Origin of the sequence: Bradyrhizobium sp. 147, assembly GCF_023073935.1 — a bacterium.
GTDB lineage: Bacteria > Pseudomonadota > Alphaproteobacteria > Rhizobiales > Xanthobacteraceae > Bradyrhizobium.
Window position 1 is genome coordinate 43,139 of the sequence record NZ_JADPKL010000025.1, and the last position, 22,238, is coordinate 65,376.

Sequence of the window (22,238 nt, forward strand, 5' to 3'; positions counted from 1 at the left end):
CTCATCTCCGAGCACCTCGGCGCTTTCGGCTCTAACTGGTTTTCCTGATCCAGATCTGTTCGATCGTTCCGCCCATTAGGGTCGTCTCCTGCTCGCACCCTTCACCAACATCAGGCTCTTTCGTGCCGCATTCGTCATGATGCCGTCACTGCCTGCGCTGGGTTCCCGATAATCCACCTTCCGATTGGCCATGCCCAAATCGTCCGAGCCATCTTGGTCGCGAAGGCGATCGCCACGAGCATGCGCGGCTTCCGCGAGAGCGCTTCGGCGAGCACAAGAGCTGCGTTTGCGCTCAGGCAATCTACCACTTCGCCGGCGGCCAGACCGTCGTCCGCCAATAATCCCAGCAGAGCTGGCTCGAGACCGGAAGACGAGCCGCGGGCATGTAGTCGATGGCTCAGCTCGGGCTGCCTGTCTTTCCGACTCGGCTTCGGAAGGCGGAGCTTCCATGAGTTCGGGCGCGGCGCGCCCCTTCCTGCGCCAACCGCCGATCAGGCGCTCGTCGAACGGCAGTGCCACGTAGCAGGTGACGTCATCCGGAGTCACTCTCGCGATCGCGTTGCGCGCCACGCGCCCACCCGAATATCCGGTCGACACTGCGTGCAGTTCGCTGCCTCGGACTGGGAGTGCCACCAGGTCGAGCAAGCCATCCAGCGCACGAGACGCTCGGGCGGTGGAAGTCGCTTTCCTCGCGGCGCGCTCGACGCCTCGGCGGGTCCGAGTGTCCCGCATCGTGTTCCCCTTGCCACGCGCCGCTTGCACCAGTCCGGCACCTCCGCGCCTCGTTCTGGGTGGATAACGTGGAAGCCTGCATCGCGCAACGCCTCGACGATACGCGGTCGAGCTGCCCAAAGGCGTGGCGGGATTTTTCCTTTATGCGCTGGCGTCAGCTCACGGACAGCTAAGCTGTCTATCAAGCGGGTAAGGTCTAACGACCTGAAACAATGCAAGATGTATGATCCAGGTGCAGTCGTCATGTACGGTCGAGTTAACAATTGGCCCGATATTCCGGCCGAAGAAAGATATCATCGGGCAGCCAACGCTGAGGAAGCGGGTGCCGAAAGCCAGGGCTTCGCCGATGCGTTCGCTAGAACGCGATTGCAGGAGTCTGCTGGCAGCTCACCTTCGCAACCGAGTTATTCCCTCGTTCGGAAACCTCCTGTGGTCGAGATCGACAGAGCTACGTTCAGGACTGAAGTGAGGACCTTTCATGGCGACGCAATCAACCGCATCGCCAACAATCCACACGAGTACTCGGAATTTGTATCCGCAAGAGCTAAGCGCACAGCAGAGGTCGCTAAGGAATACGGTATCAGAAGAGATTCAGAAGACGCCCGATATTACAGCTACCAATTAGGAAATGTGAGCGTCGGCCTCCAAAGAACGGAGGCCGGATTCAACATGACTGAGTTCGAAAGCGATAAGTGGCGAGAACAGTTCCCTGGACGAAGTGAAGTCACCTCAATTGTGGATTTTCAGGTTGCTCATCCGCTTGTCGCAAACGCCGGCGATATTCTGCTCGAACATCAACTTCGGCAAGACGGCGAACGACCATTGGTGAACTGGCGTCCTGCTAATGCAGAAGCGAAGGCCCGCGCAAAGACAATGGGCTTCGTTGAAGTGGATGAGGACGACATGGTACTTGACCCCACTCAGTCCGCCCAGTGGACAAAAAACAGCCTTGGTGAATGGCAGCGCGCAACTAAATCTCAGCTTTATCTCTCCAAGGTCGACAGTGATACTGAGGTTGCAGCAGATTCCGAAGAGGATGGTGACTTCATGTAATGCCCAGATCCGCTGGCATTCATGTGTTTGGGCAGGCGGTGGAGCAAGGAGCGAAGGCAAACGGACCGCTGCGGAAAAGGTCAAGCCTCAGCCGAGCGAAACCGACAATTCGACTGGATCCGCGAGGTGCTTAGTAACAAGGCACCAATGTTCACCATCAGGCCGGTCCGAAGTGATTTCGCCGTTTGATGCGCCAATCTGAGGGAGATAAGGTGTCTCGGCCAAGTCGAAGACACCAAATCAGGAGAGATGTCGAGCGAATTGAGCCACAGCAGCCATGCGCTCTGATCCTGGCGCTAAGCTCTGCGCCGCTGCCGCCGACCTTACGCCTTGAACTGCTGCGGTTTCCAGCGGGCGAAAGTCTGCCGTCCGAGGCCACCGCACAAACCTGTCCATGGGCTGCGAGATACCAGACACCGGTGTTTCCAAGTCCCTTAGGCATCAACGTCTGCTCGGCGAACATCCGCTTTGCGCAATCGGGTTGAAAACTCGAGCTTGCGAACAGCCGAAAGCGCGCATTCACTCAGGTATAGAAGCCTGGGATGAAGCAATGATTGGGCGAACAGCAAGCGCAGCAAGCGACCCATCGTAGGCATGAAGGCAGATCTCTGGAAGAGCGCGGACCACCAATCGCCGGGCCTGAATCACTTCCGGAGAAGCGCACCGCTTTGGGACCAGCAAAAAGTAGCCGATCATCGGCGCCAGGCAGATATCAGCTAGCCAACTCATTGCCGTCTGCTCGATCAGAGACAAGCCGCGATCGAAGCTTCTCTTGCGCACCAGGTGCCGCTCTGTCACCTTTCAAACGCATTCACCGTGTGTTCGCCGTCACGATGGGCGCCAAGAGCACGACGAGGCACATGAGCCCGGCTAGGACCCCAAATGCGGCCGGCAGTCCCACGTACTTGGCCAGTAACCCCATACCAGCCGGTCCAATGAGAATTCCGGCATAGCCAACCGTCATGATCGCGGCAATCGCCGGACCAACGGGCATCGCCTCCTGCGTGCCGGCGCGCCGGAACAGAATCGGGGCGACATTCGATAGGCCAAGACCAATGAGCAGCAAGCCGGCCATGGCGATGACGGCTACCGGTGCGGCCAGCAGAGCTCCGAAACCGGCCAAGGCCAGTAGACTTCCGAACATAAGTGTCGCGCGGTCCCCCGCGCGTTCGACGACGGCGTCGCCAGCAAGGCGTCCCACCGTCATGGCTATGGAGAACAGTACATACGCTAAGCCGCTCTGCGTCTTTGGAGCAAGACCAGCGCCGACGACCAACAACGCAGCCCAATCGAGCATCGCGCCTTCGATAAGGAAGGCGATCGCCGCAATCGCGGCTAGAAGGAGCACGATGGAACGCGGCAGAACGAACGACGGTCCCTGGTCCGCCTGCGCCGTTGGCACCAATCGCGGCCACGCCAGCATGATCGCTATCACTATCAATCCCGAGCAGACCACAGTCGAAACAAATGCATCAATCTGCAGCGAGAGAAAAGCGGTCATGGCTGCAGACCCCACAAGTCCCCCGATGCTGAATTGAGCGTGGAAGCTGGACATCAGCGGGCACTCCGCCGTGCGCTCCACCTCGATCGCATGAATGTTCGCGGCCACGCTAATCGAGCCTATCGAGGCGCCTAAGGCGAATAGCGCGACGCCGAGCGCCAACTTGCTAGCTATCGTGAGGCACGGCAGGACGATCGCGAGACTAAGCCCACCCACAAGAATGATCAGCCTGACGCCGTAGCGGGCGCTCAAAACACCGGTCAGAAGCATCGCGATGATGGATCCAGCACCCAGGCAGAGCAGTAGTAGGCCAAGCACGCCGTCATCGACCGCCAGCCGGTCTTTTGCAAATGGTACGAGCGGGGCCCAGACCCCGAAGCCGACCCCGGGAACGAAGAATGCAAGACACGTTGCTAACCGAGAGGATGGTTGACCAGCAGACGCCATGACAGGGACCTTATTGATAGACGACCCGCGGGCGCTGTACCAGCGGCGGACTCCCGAGCGACAGAGAGTGCGCAGGTTCGGCGGTCGAGAGGACATCGTTTGTTGGCGCAATCCGCCATGCCGGACGTTCAGCGCGTGATATCGGATCGCGTCGATCGTCACTCTTCTAGTTCGATCCGCGACGACATCTTTGATAGCAAATACGATGCCACCGCGAAAACGCACGTGACGTCTCGATCCGAACTCGATACGATCGGGCAACTGTGCCGGCTAGGCATGGAGCGTTGGGGGCTCTCAACAAGCTTGTTACTTGCTGATTGATGAGCGCGGTCGCGCACTGAAGGAGCACGAACCACCCGAGTGCGCGCCGAGACTGCGCCGTGGCGCCCTTCAACGCGGCCTCGCCTCCCGTAGTCATATCCGCGACAAATCAATATGGCTCAGTCGCAAAGCTGACAACAAGATGAAATTCCATCTGCCGATCGCAATCGGTCTCAATGCGAGGCGATGGGTTTGCAACCCGGTTACTCTGGGCTTGCGTAGCCTGCCAAAACGTTGTGGCAACCGACAGCGCGGTGTAGACGCCGACATAAACACTTTGATCATGGAAGGCACGCAGCTTATGTGCCTGGTAGACTCACGGCTCGCCATTGACGACTCCAACAAAGAAGCCCACGGCGTCGCGTATCTTCGGCCGGCGCTCCACCAATCATCAAATGCCGAATCATGGTCGCCCATAGAGTCAGAACCACCCCGAAAATTGCGACTGTAGTGCTAGACACGGTCGCCAAATGCATCGAACTCCGTCCGGATCGCCTGTCCGGTGTTCGGTTACGCGCCTATTCCCTACTTCAAGAAGCAGCAGTGCAAGATCGGCGAATACGCCCTGCCCCAGAAGTCGTGCGTCATTTTCAGTCGGAATTGATTGCGGAAGCCCTTGTCGACGCGGGCTACGTGCGCATTAGTTTCGACCACTTCGCCCTACCCCGCCGACAAATCTTGCCGCGGCGAAGCGCGAGGGGCGGCTGCGTCGGAACTCCCAGGCACCGACGACGCGGGCGAAACGGATAAAAAGAAAACAGTTTATCGATTTGGTTCTGAATTGCGCTACAGAGTTGGCAACGCGAGCAGTACGTTGTCGATCAGCCGGGTCGAACCGACGTAGGCTGCGGCACAGAGCGCCGCCGGAAGCCGCAGCGGACTCGCGGCGCGCTTGAGCGTATCACCATCGACAAGTTCAAGGTATTGCAGCCGATCAACTGTCTCAAGATGCCGCTCGGCGATCGCAATCAGCTTGTCCACCTCGCGCACTCCTGAGCGGAACTCATCCGCCGCGGCGAACAGCCCACGACTGATGGCAACGGCTCGTCGACGTTCTTCCTCGCTGAGATACCGATTGCGACTGCTCATCGCGAGCCCGTCCGGTTCCCGAACGGTTGGCACGGTGACGATCTCGATGGGAAGATTGAGATCAGTTGCCATGCGACGCACGACCGCGCATTGCTGAAAATCCTTTTGCCCGAAAAACACGACGTCCGGATGCACCATGTTGAACAGCTTGCATACGACGGTTGCGACGCCGCGAAAATGCCCACGCCTGAAAGCCCCGCATAGTGGCTTAGCCAATTCGCCCGGTTCGACGAAGGTCTCGAATTGAGCCGGGTAGACTTCCTGTGCACCCGGCGCGAAGACAATCGCAACACCGGCATCGCGGCACAGTTTTTCATCGCGCAGGAAATCGCGAGGATAGCTGCTGAGATCCTCGTTTGGTCCGAACTGAGTCGGATTGACGAAGATGCTAACGACGGTGACGTCGCATTGCGCTCGGCTCGCCTTAACCAGGGCCAGATGGCCATCGTGCAAATAGCCCATTGTCGGCACGAGCCCGACGCGTTTGCCCGCGCTGCAAGCCTTCGCGAGCTCACTACGAAGCTCAGCGACCGTCGTAATCGTCTGCATCGTAGCACCTTACATCAGGTTGGGTTGGGAGGAGCCCAGTTTGCGATGATGTTACCCAGGCTTTCAGGAAGCCGATAGGACTCTTGCGGCGCCGGGAACGCTCCACTGCGGACATCGGTAGCCCAGCGCGACAGCGCGTCCTGCAACAGCTGAAAACCATCTGCATAGGCGCGAACAAATTTGGGCCGATGACCTTCGGTCAGCCCCAGCACGTCATGGAATACGAGCACTTGGCCCGAGCACCCGGGACCCGCGCCGATTCCAATAGTTGGTATCGACAGCGATTCGGTCGCTCGCTGGGCTAGCTCGGCCGGAATGCCTTCAAGCACCAACGCGAAGCATCCGGCCTCCTGCAGACGGTGAGCGTCATCAAGGAGCCGCAAAGCGTCATCGGCTTTTCGGCCCTGCACCTTGAATCCCCCCATGATATTGACGCTCTGCGGGGTGAGGCCGAGATGGCCCATGACGGGAATTTCGCAATCGACCAGGGCACGCACGATTTCCACGCGCTTGGCTCCGCCCTCGAGTTTCACTGCATCTGCGCCTCGCTGCAGGAATCCTCCGGCGTTGCGTATCGTCTCCTCCGGACTGAGGTGAAAGCTAAGAAACGGCATATCGGCCACGAGCAGGGCACGGGGCCTTGTGCGCGCAACAGCTTCGAGATGATGGTTCATCATCGCCATGCTGACTGGCAACGTGTTGTCGAAACCGAGGCAGACATTGCCAACACTGTCGCCGACAAGAATGATGTCGACGATGGGGTCAGCGATGCCTGCCGTAACCGCATCGTAGGCGGTGGTCATGGCGACACGCCGCCGCTCCTGCTTCCATCGCTGCAGGATTGGAATCGTGATCCGCTCAACTGACACTTCCGAAGCGTGGCTCATTTTCGATCCGTTCCGTCAGATGGCCTCAGGTCGATTTCGCAGCTCGAAGCGATACTGATTTGATCTCACCTGTGTCGCCTACGATTTTGAAGCCATCGCCCTCACGAAGTCCCCGCGTCACCGAATATGCTAGCCGAACGGTAATCCGATTCTTGCGACCGAAGCCATTGAGCCCGCGGGACCACCCTTTTTCTATGGCGGACGAATGAAAACTGTCAACCGTGAAACGGAAACATACGTCTCCAAAGTAGCAGGCGCGTGCATAAAGAATCCAATGGTCGCGCGACCATCAAGCAAGAACTCCCCAGATTGAAATTGTCATTTGGAAGCGCCTTGCGTCACGCTGGGCGTCAGGACGCGCCGATGGGATCATTCTGACGCAATTTGCGTGCGGCATTGTCTTAACCGCATCTCGTGCGTGTCGGACTGGCTGGCTTTGCCACGGAGGCAATACTCTACCGGAGCAAGTTCGTTTCCGAGCCTCATCAAGTTCAACTGTAGCCAGAGGATCTGTTGCCGCTCACACCTGCTGCGCTGAATCAACGCTCCGGCATACTTCCCCATACGGAGCTGATAGAAATTGCGTACCATGCCCTGCTCCAATCCCTTCTCCAGGATACTCGGCATTTTCCAGCTCCCGAAACAGGCCTCGCGCTCACCCTCTGTTGTAGCGGCATATCGCGATCGGTTGGTTCGATGAACACCTGCCTGTCGGCCGAAAATTGCGTCTGGGCGTAATTCCGCGATGAAATTCTTCAAACGAGCTCGGAGTGACCGCCCTCGCCTTCGTCAAATGCAAGCATGGGAGTGCTTTCCAGCGCAGCAGATCGTGAAAGCTATGCAGACGCGCGTCTGCCGCCGCTAATTCGATGGCGTGTGGATAACCCGAGCGTACAGACTTGTCAGGCGAGCCGCTTAGAGGCGTCGCTGACCTGAGGCGCCGGTGCGCTTGCCGTCCGGCCGAGACGATAAGCTCCTCCCAGGCGCCATGTATGGCTGAGACTATCGCCACGTTCCGCGATGAAAGAGTTTCACGATCGATCTCTCTGCGATGATCAGCCAAAGAGCGGATTCAACCTTGAAGTCACGTGTCGATGTCAACGCTTCGGGGGCTGGCGGCGGCCTTCCCCCTTCTGTTTTATGACCAGCCTGTATTCAACGAAAGAACGCATTTTGCTGCAGTTCTTATGCGGCGATCCTGCAAGTGAGACCGTTTCATGCACGAGATCCGCGCGAAGCTAATGACCGTCGGACATCCACTGAAAGTTGTCCTAGCGACTGATGATCAGGCGGTTCCTTACTTCGATGCAGAAATTCGTCTCAGAGACTGTCTACCTTGCGTAATAGCGGAGGAAGACTCGAGCTAAACACCGGCCAGCGCGATCGTGCAGGGAGCCTGCCGTGCAGTGGCATCTGAGCGGCTGCGCGAGCCTTGCAGACTTTGCGATGAGGCTTCTGTCGCTTTGTGCGAGGTCAAACCGCAATGTTCGCGATTACCGACGGTCATCTATGATTCGACACATCGTATTCTTCACCGCAAAAGATAAGGCGCATGTCGACAAAATAGTCGACGGCCTTTCCGTTCTCGCCAAAATCCCGCACGCACGCCGGCTTGAGGTCGCTCGCAACCGTAAGAGTGACCGGCTTGGCAACGAAATTGACGTGATCGTCTACGGTGAATTCGACAACGAAGTCGAACTCGAAGCCTATAAAGCGCACGAGCTTTACCAGGAATCGATCCGGCAGGTCAGGCCGCTCCGAGAGCTACGTCTCGCGGCCGATTACAGCATGTCAACAGATGCGGAGCCATTTGGCAGGCCCTACCCGCAAGCGTAATTAACCTGGCAGGCACGTAGGGGTTTTTGGGTGCCCATGAGGCTCGCCTTCGCCGGACGGGATTACAATCGACCATGTATCGCTGAGCGACAGACTAATGCACGTATTGGAACTGCAGTGGATTGAGCCCGTCACAGCCATGCGACGCCTCTCGCATCGGAGGCACCTCACGTTCCTGGATAGCGCATCGAGACACGCGGTGCTCGGGCAGTACTCGTATGTGACGTGCGATCCCTTCAGCACTTACATAATCGCGGACGGGAGAGGTATTTGCAACGGAGAGTCCATTGTGGGCGATCCGTGGGCGGCACTTCGCGCTCTGCTAGCCAACTATCCGCAAATACATCGCGCCGATCTCCCGGCATTCCAGGGCGGCGCCGCCGGCTTTTTTGGATACGAGCTGAACAGGACGCTGGAGCGATTGCCGGTGCCGACCATCGGGGGGCATCGCTTGCCTCAGGCACTCCTACATCTTTACGACGTCGTGATAAGCTTCGATCACCGCCATAATAGATGCTGGATCCTTTCTACCGGGTGGCCGGAGCAGGATCCAGCTCGCCGGCGTGAGAGAGCTCGCCAAAGAGCCGAAGAATTTGTTGGGCTGCTTACAGTCTCAGCCCCTCCTCCTGATTTTACACCAGGCGAGGCCGGCTCATGGCATTCAAACTTCAGTCGCCAGGGATACATCGCGGCGGTACAGCGCGTGATTGATCTCATTCTGTCGGGTGACGCCTTCCAGGTCAACATTGCGCAGCGCTTCAGCGCCCGCCTGGCGAACTCGTTCGATCCGATAGCCTTCTATTGTCAGCTGCGGAAAATGAATCCGGCTCCCTTTGCCGCCCTTCTTCGGTATGGCAAGCTCACCATTGCATCGAGCTCGCCCGAGCGTTTCCTAAAGCTTCACGGGCGACAGGTCGAAACGCGACCTATCAAGGGGACGGTGGCGCGTTCTGCTGATTGCGAGGAAGACCGGCGTCGCGCTGAGACGCTGCTAGGTTCGGAAAAAGACCGCGCCGAGAACACCATGATCGTCGACCTCCTGCGCAATGATCTCTCGCGCGTTTGCAGGCCTGAATCAGTCCACGTCCTGTCCTTGTGCAATCTCGAGTCCTATGCCTCGGTGCACCATCTCGTGTCCATCGTTACGGGTGAGCTAGCACAGGGAGAGGATGCCGTGGGCCTACTTAGGGCCTGCTTTCCCGGCGGCTCAGTTACCGGAGCTCCCAAGGTACGCTCGATGGAAATTATCCTGGATATCGAACGTGTGTCGCGAGAGGTGTATTGCGGGGCCATAGGCTACATAGGATTCAATGGACTTATGGATGTAAATATTGCCATTCGCACCGTAACGATCGACGACGGCCAGGCCGTCTTCCATGCAGGTGCCGGGATAACGGCAATGTCCGATCCGGCCGCCGAATATGAGGAGAGCCTTGCAAAAGCAGAGCGCATTTTTCGCGCATTCATTGCTGAAGACGCCGGTGCATCTTGATTGTCATTATCGACAACTACGACTCTTTTGTCTTCAACATTGCGCGATATTTTCGCAAGCTTGGTGCAGCAACACGTGTCGTCCGGAACGACGCGATGGATGTGAGCGAACTTGCTGACCTCAGGCCCCGCGCGGTTGTCATCTCCCCCGGTCCTTGCACTCCAATTGAGGCTGGAATATCGACAGCCGTCGTTCGTGAACTTTCGGGTCAGGTGCCAATTCTCGGGATTTGTCTCGGACACCAGTGTATTGGGACCGTATTCGGCGCACGCGTAACGCGCGCACGTCGTCCTATGCACGGTCGGTCCTCGTATGTCACACATGAAGGCGGCGGGCTTTTCAAAGAACTACCGTCTCCACTTTGTGTGGGGCGCTACCATTCGCTTATCGTCGAATTGGATGCGTCATCTGCCCGTCACCTCACGGTGACAGCGCTCTCGGATGATGGAGAACTCATGGCCCTCGCCCATCGCGATCAACCAACATATGGCGTGCAGTTCCATCCGGAGTCGATACTCACCCCACAAGGGGACGTACTGTTCGCAAACTTCCTACGGCTTGCAGAGCTTTCTTAAGGCGGCCGTAGAGGACTGGTGCAGCCATAGCGTGGCGCTTCCGGTCGATCGCTGGCCCGACGACATGCGGCTGTCGGACATCGAGCCGCGGTTCGTTTGAGGCGTCTGTGGCCGGCTCGGCGCCGAGGTTCGGAAATTTCCATTTGAATGTCGAAGGGTCCATCGGCGGCATGGGCCATCGGTAGCCTTAAAGACGGCCCTGGCCATGGGGCTTTTGGGGTCGCGGAGGCCGGGGCCGCTGGAGGCGCTTGAACCTTAGAAGGCCAAGCGAGCGCGAGCTTACTCACAGGTCAAACGGCTGTTCTGTTCGCTTCCGCACATTGGCGATACCGTTCCGATCAGGAACGGCACAGGGAGCGGCCGGCTCACCCTGGTTTTGCGCTGTGTGAACAAGTGGTCACGAGCAGCATGGTTCGGCTGCATTGCCAATCTTGTCCCAAAGTCGGCTCAAAGAGTGCGCGAGGAGTACCGATTGCCATAGTGGTGCCAGCCGCCACCAAAACAACGGCCGTCAGAGCGAGCATTCGAGAGGTTGTCCAATTAAATTGCATGGCGATTCCCTCCAGTTGAGGCGCGCACGCTATCCCTGGTGATACCTGCCGCTTGTGAACTACATCACACGGCTTCCTCAATGCTCATCACAACCGCGTGCAGGAGCCCGCCAGCGAGGCCAGTTGGGCCTTTTGTGCTCCCGAACCCAGTTCGCGCTAGTCAACATTGAGCCTCTTTTGGAGAGCCCTGACCATAACCTCGACGTGCCCAGCGGCGAACAGTGCACGCGCAAGTTCTGGTCTTGCTGCATTCTCGGGCAGAATGACGGAGGTCATGGCTAATCCGGTCGCCCAAAGCATTCGCGTGCGCGGCGGAGTTGTCGATCGGGGCGCGGCCGTCACCTCGTTGATTCTTCAAGAGGGCGGTGTATGCGGCGTTCGGATTGGTTCAGAGGAGATTCGCTCGGCGCATGTCATACTTGCAGCTCATTGGGCGCCGGCGAAGAAGGTGCTCAATGACGCCTTTGGGCCGCAGAAGTGGAACGAGCGGATGCTAACACTGCTGACAATGCCGGCAGCAACGCTTTGCTCAACATCGTCGACGACGTGACGCGCGAATGCCGCGATCCCGGACACCTCGATTCCGGCCATCGGGTTGCTCGCGAGCTGACGGAACTGATCGCCCAGCGCGGCAAGCCAGGCATCATCGTCTCCGACCACGCACCGAATTCACCTCGAACGCCATCCTTGCATGAAGGATCACGGGATCGAATGGCACTACATCCCGCCAGGCAAGCCGATGCAGACGGATGTTGTAGAATAGCCCTATCGGCTCAGAATGCCGCCTTTTCCACAACCTTCGTCTTGCCGGGCCGAGTCCGCCATGGGGAAGTCGCTGCTGTGTATGCAGCTCCCGCCCTCTCGGCTTGCGCGCAGTGGCGATGGCCGCGATATGCTTCGATTCGCGAGGCTGGGAAGTGCGACACGAACCGTTGCAAACCGGTGGTTCGGAAGCCCTGCACGATTCGTTCCCGTTTTCGCAGCGGCACATGCGAATGCTCAACGCGATCGTCAGCCCCTTGTGCCAGCGATGCTCGACTTGCGGCATCTGGGTCTTTGCCGCGCCCGCAATTTGTCGTGGTCATGCGCCTGGGCCCGCAGCCCCGCTTCTTCAGCAACCGGGTCGGCGGGCGCTTGGCAGCCTTGGCCTTGCGGGCAGCTGGACGATCTCGTCGAGCACATAGGATGCGCTCGAGGTACCCGAGCGCGAGGTTGGTTGGCATAACCTGCTGCGGATAAGCCGGAGCTCGCTCAAACCACCACCTATCAGGGCAGCGAATTAGACCTTTTCCGCTTTGGGAATCTCAAGTGAGTCAGCCAACAAGCTCGTTGGTATTGGAGGCTGGCTGAGTGGCGGCCGCCTCGCCGCGAAGATAGGCGTGCAGCGCCTTCACGCAGGGATCCGCATTCTTTTTGTCTTGTTTGCGGGGCGGCACGAACGTGATATCGGCTTGTGCATAAAGCGGCGTGCGCTCGCGCATCAGTCGGCTGATTGTCTGATCCCGGTCGGGGCCTTGCAGCAGCGGCCGGTTGATACCTTTCCTAAGGCGATGTTGGATCACGTCGAAGTCGGTGTTGAGCCAGATCGAGACGGCTTTCTCCCCGACGAGACGCCGGGTCGGCTCATGCATGATCGAGCCGCCACCAGTCGCGATCACCGCGGGCCCTTCCTTGAGCACACGCGCGATTACCCTCGCTTCGAGCTCCCTGAACCACTCCTCGCCATGGGTATCGAAAATCTGCGGTATCATTTTACCGGCCTCTTTTTGGATCTTTTGGTCGGTATCGATGAAGGGCAGCCGCAGTCGCTCGGCGATGGCCGGGCCAATGGTGGATTTTCCGGCGCTCGGCATGCCGACAAGCACGATCGGCCGCACGCCGAGGGCCGCGATAATCTCGCTTGCCTCCGTTGACCTGGCGATCTCGGGCATTCTTGACTGTTCGAAAGCTCGCAATCCAAATGCCGCATCTCCTTCGGCTCCCCAGTGGTGTATGCCCAGGGCGCCGTCGGGGATCGCAATGTGTGTGCAGACCTCTCTCGTCCGCTGCACCAGTTTCTCGGCCTTAGCTTGCTCCAAAGCATCCTCGCTTGATTGCCGCCGCAGCCTGCCGAGAATTTTATAGGTGTCGTGATTGGCAAGCTTGGCTTGATAGCTGCCTGGCGTGTGGAACTCCACTTCGAAGCGATAAGCTTCCGCCGTGGTGAGGACTGTCTTGATGCCGACGAAAGTCGGACTGCGCATTCTGAACCAGTTGGTTGTCTGGCGTTCGGTGTAGTCCCGCTCCTCAAAGGCCAGCATGGCTTTCTTGAAGGCACGTGTAAAATCCTTGTCAGGAATTTCTAAGACGTGGCGTACGGCGTTGCTGAAGAGCTGTGGGGCGCTGCCGGGCGGGATGCTCATGCCGGTGAGCTGATCTGTCATGGAGGCATGCGATTTCAAGCGGCGCTCCAGATGGGGCATCTTCACTTCGATGCCGGCTTCCGCAAGGATTCCGGCAATCTCGCGTGCCGCTGCGGTGATTTTCCTCTCTTCGGCTATAGCTCGGTCAGCCTCATTTCGGGCGCGTTCTGAGGCCTCCTCGCGGGTCAGCGTGATCATCTCAGCATCGTCGGCGGCGGGCCGGAAGCCGGAGGGTTTGCGCAAAATGCCCTGCTCCGCAGCGAGTTTGATCGAGGTCTCCATGATTGAAGCCGCCAGAGTGGGGTTGTCCCTCAGATCCTCCAAGGTCGCATCGACATCAAACCTTCCGTGGGCGAGGGTCGCCGCCACGCCCTTGACGTAGGGCACGGACTTCAAGCCCGGCGTCTCGTAGAGGAGCCGCTGAAGGTGACTGCTTTTCTGGAAAAAGAGGTTGGCGCCAGTATCGGATTTATAGGCATCAGTGCCGACCTTGATGCCGAGGCTCAGCAAGTTGTTTGCGCTTTTTACGAGATCGTCCGCATTGTAACCATCCGGGCGGGGATCGATGCGGGGAGGATAGTGGTCGAGTAAAAGCTGGATGCGGTCTCGTGGCTGAGGCGTTGCCGGATAGGTCTCCGCCAGATCCGGGAAAAGATTGCAGAGCCTTGCGCTGAGGCTCGGGTTTGCGGCGTTCGAGCTTTCGATTGTTTCGGGCAGGGGTTGCTCATTCGGCTTCACTGCCCATGCCGCTAGGTCGTCGACGAGCAACTCGGCCATTTCGCGAGCAACCAGATGTTTGGCGACCTCAATCTCGCTCCTCGCTCTCGCAAACGTGTTCTGGATATCCTGGCTACTCACCTCTTCCTGGCCCAACAGCTGACGGATCTCTCGCCTGAGCTCGTGGTGAACGCCCTCATAGGTGCCAAAGACAGCACGCTCGGCAAACCAGCGTTGTGCTTCATGGGATTGAGCCAGAAAGTTTCGCTGCAGGCAGCTATAGGTTTCCAGGACATCCTGCGTGGCGGCGAGGATCTGGCGGGCGCGACCGAACTGGTAATTGTCGCCGTCAAGCGCCGGGGTATGCGACTTTGGCGGCTTCAGCGACGGAAGTCCGAGAGCTTGCTCCTTGCGATCGAACTGGCGCACATGCTCATAAAGCTGCGGCCGGTCGCCGATGATGACGAGGGTGTCCCCGTCGAAGTCCCCGTCAAGTTTTTTCTGTTCACCGATCGGGACGGCAACCAACGAGCCCGGAGCGAACACCTCGGTAGCCTGCAGGATGCCGACGCACTCGAGCGGCGTGTCCAGCTTGGCGCGGTCCTTGCTCGAGGTCCAGCTCGAATGGCATTTGACGTCCTCGGCAGACATGACCAGCCCACGGTCGGCGTAGCCGGCCGGCCACATCTTATCCGGCACAACCATCAGAATGCCTTTGGCAAAAAAAGTCGGATCGTCGCCCGCCAGTTCCTTCCCCGACTTCTGAGCGACATTGAAGCTGTATTGGATGGCTGTGCAGTTTTCGAGGAACACAGCGGTCGGGTCCCCTTTAACGGCCGACTTGACTCGCTCGGCGGCAAACGGGCGCAGATTGGGCTTGTCGTAGGGCGAGCGCCCGATCAGCACGCCGCTCGCCCCCATCAACGTCTCGCTCTTGAGCGTCGGCACATGGAGACAGTCATCGCTGGACGGTACGGCAACCGCGCCGGGACCGTCGATGTGTCCGGCCGTCACGGTGCGAAACAACTCTTCAGACGTCAACTCTCGCCCTTGTCTGCTCTCGAGCCAGGTTTTGGCCTTCTCCCGCGCCTCATCGGTCACCGGCTCGCTTCGGGGATAGTGTTGCAGCGCCGATGCGGGAACGGACATTCTTCTTCCCTCACCAAAGGCAGGCACCCGATCAGGACCTTCCTGTCGGCGGGCGCGATTTACAGCTGGCATACGGTTGGCCAACGAGGCCTTGATGAAACCGCAACCATCATGCGGCCGCAAGGCGATCGGGCCTTCTGGCCCAGCCAGCTTAAAGGGATGCTCCTCGCCGGCAGGACGGTCCGGCAGCAGCGACAGTTTGAAGGCGCCCTCCAGCGCGTAGTCCCGAGGACCTAGGTCCTTGATTGCCGGCGGCGCGGCAAAACCCCTGCGCTGAGTGTAATAGTATGCCTCCTTGAAAGGGGCCCAGGCACGCGACAGCTGCTCGAACGCTGTGCCCGGCGCCGTTTCGGCATACGGAATCGCCAGCAGCTTTCCCCCGGAAGACTCTGCCCTCGCCCCACCTGGAAGGCGGGCGGCGATCTGCGACACGGGCTTTTTGGGCGGCTTTAACTTGCTTCCGCCGAACAGGTCCATGCGGTATGGCACACCCTCGACGGTGACCGTACGCGCCAGCATGAACGCGCTCGGCTTTCCTGGCAGCTGGACCGCGACGACGGGCAAAACCCCCGAGGTCAGGCGATGAAAAATCGAATAGCGTGTCTCGGGCTCCGTGGCCACTGGCCGGCCCTGCATGTCCACCACTGACAACTGCATCAGTCCCGCGTCACCCTGCGGAGGTCTGGGCTCGTGGGCCATGGTTCGCAACACTTGATGGACGTCGAACACGGACGCTGGATGTTGGGCCTGGACCGTCGCCGCATTCTGCGCCAAGAACGTGTCCAGCGCATCCACCGGACTCTCCGCCGCGATCTCCGCCATCAGGTTCCAGCTCATGTTGGAAAGATCGCGTTCGACGAGGCCGCCCGTTTTGTCCAAAATCTCCTTAGTCTTGCGCTGCAGCTCTTCCTGCCTCACCCGCAAATCGGACTTCTTGCCTTCGACATAGGGCCGGCGGAACAATGCCGCCAAAACCGCACGGGCCTTGAGCGTTTGATAGATCGACAAGGCGGGGCCACGGCTCGAGTACGGCCCTCGGGCTCGCTCGGCATCGCTTGCTTTGAGATGCCCCTCGATCTTGTGCTCGACGATCGGTTGAATGTCGTTCAGCAAGTTTAAAGCCCGCCTCCGGTGCCAGCGCAGGTGCGGGCTGCGCGCCAGCGGCAGCAGAGCGATGCAGAGAGTACCCATGATTTCGAGGTCGTTCTCAGCGGCAAAATCAGGGCCACGATGCAGTTCCGTCAGCCGGTCTAACCCGGTGCGTGCGAGCAAACCGAGATCGTCAAACAATTGAGCCTTAGCCAGCGCTTTGAAAATCATGGCGATGTTCAGAACCTGGGTCTGCTCCAGGCGATCACTGGCATAGTGAAGGTAGTGGGCCAGATCGTGCAGCCGATTCTTCAGCAGAGCGGTCTCTATAATCTCTCCAGTGCCCTCTCCCCTCGTGACACCTCGCCCCAGAGCATTGGCTATCATGCTGAGCTGAGTTGTGGTGAACGCTCCGAATCGGAGGTCTCCCGAGCCGAGTTTGCCCACTATGTCGATTATCGCCCCATGGCACACCGCCTCTTCCGGCCACTTGCTAAAGCCGTTCACCAGGATCGCCAGTTCCCGCGGAGTAAAATCAGAGAGCCGGTTGTCACGGCGAGAGACCTCGTTGGCAATCGCGACTGTGGCTTGGCGAGCGTCCTGCTCTTGCAGCCACTTGCTGAAACCGTTCACCAGGTTCGCTAGACCCTGCGGAGTGAAATCAGACAGCCGGTCGGCGCGAAGGACCTCATGGGCGATTACAAGGGTGGCCTGACGTGAGTTCTCCTCTTGTGGGCACTTGCTAAAGCCGTTCACCAGATTCGCTAGGTGCTGAGAGGTAAAATCGGAGAGCCGGTCGGCGCGGCGAAGCACCTCACCGGCGATCACAGCGATGGCGTGACGTGAGTTCTCCTCTTGTGGCCACTTGCTGAAACCGTTCACCAGGTTCGCCAGACCCTGCGGATCAAACCCAGAAAGCCGGTCGGCGCGGCGACGGACCTCATCGGCGATCGCCAGCATGGCGTCGCCACAGCCCGTCTCGTCAGGCCACTTGCTGAAACCGTTCACCAGGTTCGCCAGACCCTGCGGATCAAACCCACAAAGCCGGTCGGCGCGGCGACAGACCTCACCGGCGATCGCCAGCGTGGCCTCGTCACAGCCCGTCTCGTCAGGCCACTTGCTGAAACCGTTCACCAGGTTCGCCAGACCCTGCGGATCAAACCCAGACAGCCGGTCGGCGCGGCGACGGACCTCGTCGGCTATTTCAACTATAGCGCTGCGGCAGTCTGTCCTTTCCGGCCACCTGCTGAAGCCGTTCACCAAGCTCGACAAGTGCTGGGGAGTAAAACTGGAGAGCCGGTCCGCTCGGCCAGCGCGGCGACGAACCTCGTCGGCGATTGCAAGTATAGCGTCGTTGCACTTCGCCCCCTCGGGCCACCTGCTGAAGCCGTTCACGAGGTTCGACAAGTGCTGGGGAGTAAAATTGGAGAGCCGGTCGCCGCGGTGATGGACCTCGTCGGCGATTTGAACTATAGCGTCTCGGCAGTCCTGCGGCCACTTGCTGAAGCCGTTTACCAAGTTCCCCAACGCCTGTGGATCAAAATCAGAGAGCCCGACATCGCGGCGGCCCGCGCGGTAACGCACCTCGACGGCGATTTGAACTATAGCGTCTCGGCAGTCCTGCGGCCACTTGCTGAAGCCGTTCACCAGGTTCGCCAACGCCTGTGGATCAAAATCAGCGAGGCAGACATCGCGGCGACCCGCGCGGCGACGGACCTCGACGGCGATTGCCCTCATCGCACCGCGACACTCCGCCTCTTCCGGCCACTTGCTCAAACCGTTCACCACGGTAGCCAGGTTCTGCGGACCAAAGTCAGAGAGCCAGACATCGCGGCGGCCCGCGCGGTGACGGACCTCGCTGGCGATTGCCCTTATAGCACCGCGACACTCCGCCTCTTCCGGCCACTTGCTCAAACCGTTCACCACGATAGCCAGGCTCTGCGGACCAAAATCAGAGAGCCCGGGAGCGCGGCGGCGAATCTCAGCTGCAACTGCTATTGTGGCCTCACGAGAGTTCTCCTGTTCCGGCCACTTGCTGAAGCCGTTGACCAGCAGGGCGAGACTTTGAGCGTTGAGCTCCGAAAGCGCTCCGCGTTGCTCACGAAAAAACCCGGCGATTCGGATCATTCCATTGCGACATTCCGCCACCCGGGGATATCGACTGAACGACAATACGAATAGGGAAAGCGTTTTGCTTTCGACGTCGTTTAGCGCATTGCCGAGGCTCGACACCTGAGCTGCCATGGCCCTGCAAGCTTCCACGCCTGCCTGACCTCCAGCCTCCCGGCTCATCGTGTTGCATGAGGTGGCGTACCCCCATGTATTCCGGGCGCGGATATCTTGTTCCCATCTTGGGACAAATTCGCGTTTGAACTCGGAAGCGGCCTTTTGCAGGAATGTTGCGTGGTCCGCTCGACCCTGCAGCTTCCTGTCATACTCCACCACAGCGCATGAGAATTTAGTGATGTCGCCAGCGAAAGAAATGTCATGTAAAGCGTTATTAAGTAGGTTTTCCGAGTATCCACGCTTGAAGCTCTGTTCGGCTACATGGACGAAACGCCGCCTTCCCGGTCCTGCACCCGGGTCGGACTCCGTTTGCCTATGGGGTGGCACGGTGTCTGGTTGCGAGCTTCTGGATCCTTGATTGCCGAGCCAGGGTTTGTCATCAGAACCTAAAGAGGTTTCTTCTCGACCTGGCGCTCCACCCTCCGGCACTGGGGGAAAACCGCACCGTCGCGCAGTGGCTTCACGTGGCGCAGCGCCCAGGATCCGATGTGCGCCAACGGAGGGTCCGGAAGATCTGTCGCCAAGGGCATCATCGGCACCGCGCGCAATGCGAGCGAAGGACGTCCTTCTATCTTGAGGCCCAGAGTGCATCCGCTCCAGGACGGAATCGAACGATTGGCTGCCTTCCCCAGGGGCAAGACTTGATTCCGAGTTCGCCGCCTTCGCCAGTCCCTGCGCCTCGGACAACATCATCTTGAGCCGGACTGTTTTCTCGTGCACTTCGTGCACATGCGCAAGCGTGAGCAGGGCGCGTCGACGAGGCTCTTCCAGCGCGTCCAGACAGGCCTGCATCTCGGCGGCCTGCGTCTGCAGGCGCTCGACCACGATGCCCACTACGTGATCGGCGTCCTCGGGCTTCATCTGGCGCGCTTGCGAGACGGTCCTTTGCTGACCAGCCAGATCGAACTGCAAAAGTTCGTCCAACCGCTTGATCAGTGGCGCCAACGCCTCCGTCGACGCCGGGGCCTGCCAGACCGCCGAGTGTGCCGCCGCCGACGACGCACTTGCATGCGCCTCCTTGGCGCTCACAAGCTTCTTCGTACCTAGATCCGAGCGCACGAGAACCTTGTCCGCTGGCGCCGTGTCGCTGTCGCCCGCGGCGACTTGCGGCTCGGGCCGCCCGGCCGAACTCGCGGCGTCAGCAGCCGGCTTGCGGTTGCCTTTCCCCTCCCTGCGCGCAGCGGTGCCTTTGGCCACCGCTGCCTTGCCGGCAGTGTCGGCCGGTATCGTAGCGCCAGCGTCGGCCGGCGGTGCAATGATGGCTGACGTTTTCAGCTGCAGTGCCAGGAAGTGCATGACCTCGTGCGCAGTGATCCGTGAGTCGTCCACGATCTGGCCCAACAGTTCCAATGGGAGGCTGGCACCTGTTCGGTTATCGCTTAGCTTGGCAAGGATGTCGTCGTGCAACGACAACGCAAATTCCGAAAGCCGTTCCATGACTCCTTCCAGAACGGTGCAGTGCTCTGCGTCGAGTGCCGCTCCGTCCTTGTGCAGAACGGCTTCCTCCGTCGAGAGGAATGCCGGAAAAACATCCTCGACAAAAGTCCCGAGCAGACGCACCCCCCCGTTGTCACCCATGAGGGCGTCCCTCACGGCTGGTTCAAACGTGCTCGCCTGAGACTCAATCATAAGTCGCGCGAGCGCAATCCGCGATTGCAGACACTTGTACCTCGCATGAAGTACCAACCCGGTATTCAGGCGTAGTGCGGCCTCTTCGGGCTTCCGCATCTCGGGCGTCGTGCTTGGCAAGTTGGCGGTGGCCTCGCAGACGGACACCATCCGTTCCGAGCGCAACAGCTTCTTTCCCCACCACTCCATGCAAGCCACATGCTCCTTCGCCACACTGGAAGCCACTCGGCTCAGCTGGTCGGGGGTAGCGTTAGATTCGAAAATCCGCTGGAACAGGTCTGCCGAATTCTTTCTGCGCTCTTCCAAGGCGGCGATAGTCGATGAGGCCAGTGCGTTGCATTGGTGGGCCGCATCGAGCACGGCATAGCGGTATCCACGGGCCTCAGCGTCGGACAGAATGCTCCGCGCCACGGCCGGGCGCAGGCTCGCGTAGTAGTCCAGAACTGCTGAGCCTGCTTTGACGAACCGATCGGTCAGCTCTTGCGCCTCCTCCGGGTTCTGGGCGTGCATGGCCGCATTACGGCAAGCGTCAAGTTCCTCAACCAGGCAATCCCTGTGTCGCTTGGTTGCGTTGATTTCTTCCTCTGATGAGGAAATGGAGACTGCCACACCCAAAGTTGGCGGCTGGCTGGCGACCGGCGTCGTGTCTCCACCCTCCGACACTGAGGGAAAGCCGCGCCGCCGCGCAGTGACTGCACGTGGCGCAGCGGCTGCACGTGGCGCAGCGCCTAGGATTCGATCTGGGCCAACCGAGAGACCGGAAGACCTGTCGCCAAGAGCATCGTCGGCACCGCGCGCCATGCTAGCGGAGGGCGTCCCTCTATCTTGAGGCCCAGAGCGCATCCGCTCCACGACGGAATCGAACGATTGACTGCCTTCCCCAGGGGCTAGACTTGAGTGCGAGCGTGAACTGCTCGATCCGGCTCCAGCATCCCCAATGCGCGATCTGCCAGATCGGCCAATGCCCGTCATATTCCATCTCTGATAAAGGCGAGAATCGCTGCTTATGATGTTGCGGGCTGATGTCGCTCAGCCATGGCGTATCAAGGCTTTGGCCCATAAGTGCAATCGCCCAGATGGCGCATGGCATGAGGTCTGAGGAACCTGCGGCATGTTTTCGTCAACCGTCATGGTCAGCCCGGACCCAAGACGGCGTGGCCTACATCCTGGCCAAAGTACACGCCAGCAGCCCAAGATCGGCCGAGACTGGCACGCGATCGCATCGCGCCGCACTCGCTATCCTCAGTTTTCGCTGCCATTCACCGGGACCGTTCTTCGTCCACGTACGCGAAGATGAATTGCCGGTAGTACCACTCCGGCTAAATGCATCCGGGCACCCGACTGATTCGCTTCGTCAGCTTCGCCACTCTAGTGGACATCGAACGAGGCACCAATTCGACCATACATGATGATTCGCACTCCTGCGTTTGCATTGGGTTCGGGCTGATGAGGCGCGGCAGGCCTAGATAGACCGCCTGGCTGACGATTGGCTGACGAAGGCGTTCTCCCGGACCGATAAAGAAAATCCGAGACCTGGCTCAAGCGTTGATGAATCGGGCTGCGGCCTACACCGGCCGGCGAAGGCCGCAGGTCAGGCCGCCTGGGCCTGCGATCGGGCGCTGTCTATCTGAGGAGCGTCTTGAGCTGGCTGGGACGAAGAGATTACGGAAGGTTGAGAATATCGAGACGAAGCGCTGCAGGCTTCCCCGGCGAACGGAAGCCCTGCATCGTCCGCTCCCGCTTTCGCAGCGGCACATGGGAATTCTCGGCCCTGTTGTTGAAGCCCCTGTGCGCGGTGCTCGGCATCCGGCATGACCTGCCGTTTCGCCGCTCAATAGGACCGCAGTGTGATTGTTCATGGATAGGGACCCTGCTTGAGGGGTCGTTTTCATCCAAACGGGACCCCCCCTTAACGCAGGGGCGCGACACTGCT

9 protein-coding genes and 2 pseudogenes are annotated in these 22,238 nt (G+C 59.5%); 6 read left to right on the plus strand and 5 right to left on the minus strand.

The window, feature by feature from the left end; translation table 11 throughout:
* Positions 1–975 precede the first annotated feature (975 nt).
* A complete protein-coding gene (locus IVA87_RS07155; RefSeq protein ID WP_247333102.1) occupies positions 976–1,785 on the plus strand; it encodes an effector protein NopP in 810 nt (269 codons plus the stop codon).
* 811 nt (positions 1,786–2,596) lie between these two features.
* Here the strand turns inward: IVA87_RS07155 and IVA87_RS07160 are convergent.
* The 3 genes from IVA87_RS07160 to panB form a co-directional block, all read right to left on the minus strand.
* The gene (locus tag IVA87_RS07160; RefSeq protein WP_247302590.1) at positions 2,597–3,733 is read right to left on the minus strand and encodes an MFS transporter; all 1,137 of its coding nucleotides are present in this window, start codon (positions 3,731–3,733) and stop codon (positions 2,597–2,599) included.
* A gap of 1,107 nt (positions 3,734–4,840) precedes the next feature.
* Positions 4,841–5,692: a pantoate--beta-alanine ligase gene (gene panC, locus IVA87_RS07165; protein ID WP_247333104.1), complete on the minus strand. Its 852-nt coding sequence runs from the start codon at positions 5,690–5,692 to the stop codon at positions 4,841–4,843.
* Positions 5,693–5,706: 14 nt separating this feature from the next.
* Complete coding sequence (gene panB, locus IVA87_RS07170; RefSeq protein WP_247302516.1) at positions 5,707–6,579, minus strand: 3-methyl-2-oxobutanoate hydroxymethyltransferase; 873 nt, start codon at positions 6,577–6,579, stop codon at positions 5,707–5,709.
* Positions 6,580–8,088: 1,509 nt separating this feature from the next.
* On the opposite strand from panB, the gene IVA87_RS07175 reads away from it, so the two are divergent.
* From IVA87_RS07175 to IVA87_RS07195, 5 genes and pseudogenes are all read left to right on the plus strand, one after another.
* Complete coding sequence (locus tag IVA87_RS07175; RefSeq protein ID WP_247333274.1) at positions 8,089–8,415, plus strand: Dabb family protein; 327 nt, start codon at positions 8,089–8,091, stop codon at positions 8,413–8,415.
* 97 nt (positions 8,416–8,512) lie between these two features.
* A complete protein-coding gene (gene pabB, locus IVA87_RS07180; protein WP_247333106.1) occupies positions 8,513–9,907 on the plus strand; it encodes an aminodeoxychorismate synthase component I in 1,395 nt (464 codons plus the stop codon).
* The gene (locus IVA87_RS07185; RefSeq protein ID WP_247333108.1) at positions 9,904–10,482 is read left to right on the plus strand and encodes an aminodeoxychorismate/anthranilate synthase component II; all 579 of its coding nucleotides are present in this window, start codon (positions 9,904–9,906) and stop codon (positions 10,480–10,482) included. Before pabB ends, IVA87_RS07185 begins: the two co-directional genes overlap by 4 nt.
* A gap of 825 nt (positions 10,483–11,307) precedes the next feature.
* On the plus strand, positions 11,308–11,583 hold the full coding sequence (locus IVA87_RS07190; RefSeq protein WP_247333111.1) for a hypothetical protein: 276 nt from the start codon (positions 11,308–11,310) through the stop codon (positions 11,581–11,583).
* Positions 11,559–11,778: pseudogene (locus IVA87_RS07195) on the plus strand (DDE-type integrase/transposase/recombinase); the annotation flags it as partial. The gene IVA87_RS07190 and the pseudogene IVA87_RS07195, both read left to right, overlap by 25 nt.
* Before the next feature lie 568 nt (positions 11,779–12,346).
* Here IVA87_RS07195 and IVA87_RS07200 read toward each other — a convergent pair.
* Together IVA87_RS07200 and IVA87_RS07205 are read right to left on the minus strand one after the other, a co-directional pair.
* The gene (locus tag IVA87_RS07200) at positions 12,347–20,815 is read right to left on the minus strand and encodes a shikimate kinase (RefSeq protein ID WP_247333113.1); all 8,469 of its coding nucleotides are present in this window, start codon (positions 20,813–20,815) and stop codon (positions 12,347–12,349) included.
* 1,172 nt (positions 20,816–21,987) lie between these two features.
* A pseudogene (locus IVA87_RS07205) lies at positions 21,988–22,151 on the minus strand (DDE-type integrase/transposase/recombinase); the annotation flags it as partial.
* Positions 22,152–22,238 lie beyond the last annotated feature (87 nt).